We start from the raw sequence: 2235 nt of genomic DNA, 5'->3' as shown, positions 1-2235 counted from the left end.
TCCACGCAGGAAACCAGCTGGCATCAATGACGCGAAGATCCGGTGCATCTATATTGGCAAGGAGCCATTCGGCGCTTATCAGGGGTGAGTCGCTCATTGTCAGGCCTCCACCATCCAGGGGGGCACGGGCAGATCCTTCGATCTCAGAAACTCCGGATTGTAGAGCTTCGACTGGTACCGGTTTCCGTAGTCGCAAAGTATGGTGACGATCGTATGGCCTGGGCCCAGATCCTTCGCGAGGCGGACAGCCCCTGCAATATTTATCCCCGCAGACCCGCCGAGACACAAGCCTTCATGCTGGATCAGGTCATAGAGAATATTTAGCGCTTCAGTGTCGCTGCAGCGATAGGCGTAATCGACTTCGAGGTCTTCGATATTCTTCGTGACCCGGCCCTGACCGATGCCTTCAGTGATCGAGGTGCCCTCTGATTTGAGTTCGCCATTCTTGAAATATTCGTAGAGCGCTGCGCCGCCGGGATCCGCGATGCCGATTTTGACATCCTTGTTGCGCTCCTTCAACGCCTTGGCGACGCCGGCGAGCGTGCCGCCGGACCCGACCGCACAGATAAATCCATCCACCTTGCCATCGAGATCATTCCAGATTTCAGGACCCGTCGTTTCGTAATGCGCATCGCGATTGGCGACATTGTCGAACTGGTTGGCCCAGATCGCCCCGTTCGGCTCGGTCTTGGCCAGCTCTTCAGCGAGCCGGCCTGAATAGCGTGCATAATGGTTGGGGTTGGAGTAGGGGACTGCATCGACCTCGATGAGCTCGGCGCCAAGCAGGCGCACCGCGCCCTTCTTTTCTTCGCTCTGTGTGCGCGGCATGACGATCACGACCCGATAGCCAAGCGCGGCCCCGACCATTGCGAGGCCGATGCCGGTATTGCCGGCCGTGCCTTCGACGATCGTACCACCCGGCTTCAGCGCGCCCGAACGTTCAGCATCCCTGACGATACCGATTGCGGCTCTGTCTTTGACAGACTGCCCAGGGTTCAGAAACTCAGCCTTGCCGAGAATCGTGCAGCCAGTTTCATCGGACACTCGTTGCAGCTTGATCAGTGGCGTATTGCCAATCGCGTCGAGCACCGAACCCATAACCATCGCAGAACTCCATATCGGGCTTTTCGGTGTAACTGCCGCACCCGTGGCTGACAACAGCAGTAATAGTGATCCGGAGGCGTACTCACACCGTAGAGAAACTAAACGAATTTCTCCGGGACCGCGCCAAATGACATCTCAAGGCACTTATCAGGCTTTCATGCTCGACTATGTCGCCGGAAGCCTGCCGCCTGCGATGCAGACAGCTGCGGCGATCCACCGGTTGATGTCGTCTTCGGGCGGTGAGGCCGCCGAACTCTGGGAAGTTACTCGAGACATTCTGGATGAAGCGCGCGATATATCCATGGACGACGTCGACCGCCGCAATGGAATCGCCGAAGCGCTCGACATCATTCAGACAGACTTTGAAACCGTAAGATGGCGCCGCGGCCTGACCGGTGTGCGCTATGCCCGGCCGCGATCGGGGGCAGGGCAGCTTATGCACCTCAAGCCCGGCCAAAGCGTCTTTGCCCACGGGCACTCCGCTCTGGAGGCCACAGTTGTGCTGGACGGCGAGTTTGAGGACGGAATCGGGAGGTATCAACCGGGCGAAATCGTGCTTGCAACGCCAGGCTTCAAACACCGCCCTGCAGCCGCCGGGAACACCGCTTGTACCTGCTACGTTGCTAAGGGAGACACACCATTCTGGAGATTCACATGATGAAGCGCGCTATTATCCTGTCAGCTGCCGTGAGCCTTGCCCCTGTAGCCTTTGCAGATTCGGCGACCAGCGACGCTGCGTCTCCAACCGTGACCGATGGCGCCCCTGCAGCGTGGCAGCCTGAGGACGGCGACCAGATCAGTTTCAAAGTCCTGCGCAAGGGCAAGGATTTCGGCACGCACGTCGTGGACTTTGATGTAGATGACGATGGCACCTTCACCGCCACAACGAATGTCGATCTCAAAGCCGGCCTCGGCCCGATCACCATGTTTCGTTATGAATTGACCGCGGCCGAAACCTGGGCCGGCGGCCAACTGGTCGCCCTTGAGGGCAAGACCAATGATGATGGCGAAGATGAATATGTCTCGGCATCGCGCGAAGGAGGCGTCCTGAAGGTCTCAGGGTCGTCCTATCAAGGCGATGCGCCGCTGGGGATTATCCCATCAAGCCACTGGAACATCAAAGAGGTGTTC

At 58.5% G+C, this 2235-nt stretch carries 3 protein-coding genes; 2 read left to right on the top strand and 1 reads right to left on the bottom strand.

Translation table 11 applies throughout. The annotated features are described in order from the left end of the window. Positions 1-99: 99 nt before the first annotated feature. The gene (locus WA989_RS04770) at positions 100-1104 is read right to left on the bottom strand and encodes a cysteine synthase A (protein ID WP_424339365.1); all 1005 of its coding nucleotides are present in this window, start codon (positions 1102-1104) and stop codon (positions 100-102) included. A 127-nt stretch (positions 1105-1231) separates the two neighbouring features. Between WA989_RS04770 and WA989_RS04765 the strand changes: the two genes are divergently transcribed. Both WA989_RS04765 and WA989_RS04760 read left to right on the top strand, forming a co-directional pair. Further along, positions 1232-1762, top strand: coding sequence for a cupin domain-containing protein (locus tag WA989_RS04765; RefSeq protein WP_424339364.1), 531 nt, complete (start codon positions 1232-1234; stop codon positions 1760-1762). Next, a partial coding sequence (locus WA989_RS04760) for a DUF6134 family protein (RefSeq protein ID WP_424339363.1) occupies positions 1759-2235 on the top strand: 477 nt, incomplete at its 3' end. The genes WA989_RS04765 and WA989_RS04760, both read left to right, overlap by 4 nt.

The sequence above is a fragment of the Henriciella sp. genome (genome assembly GCF_049649345.1).
Lineage (GTDB): Bacteria > Pseudomonadota > Alphaproteobacteria > Caulobacterales > Hyphomonadaceae > Henriciella.
The sequence above is the reverse complement of the archived record's forward strand: the minus strand, read 5'-3'. Positions and strand labels throughout refer to the sequence as shown.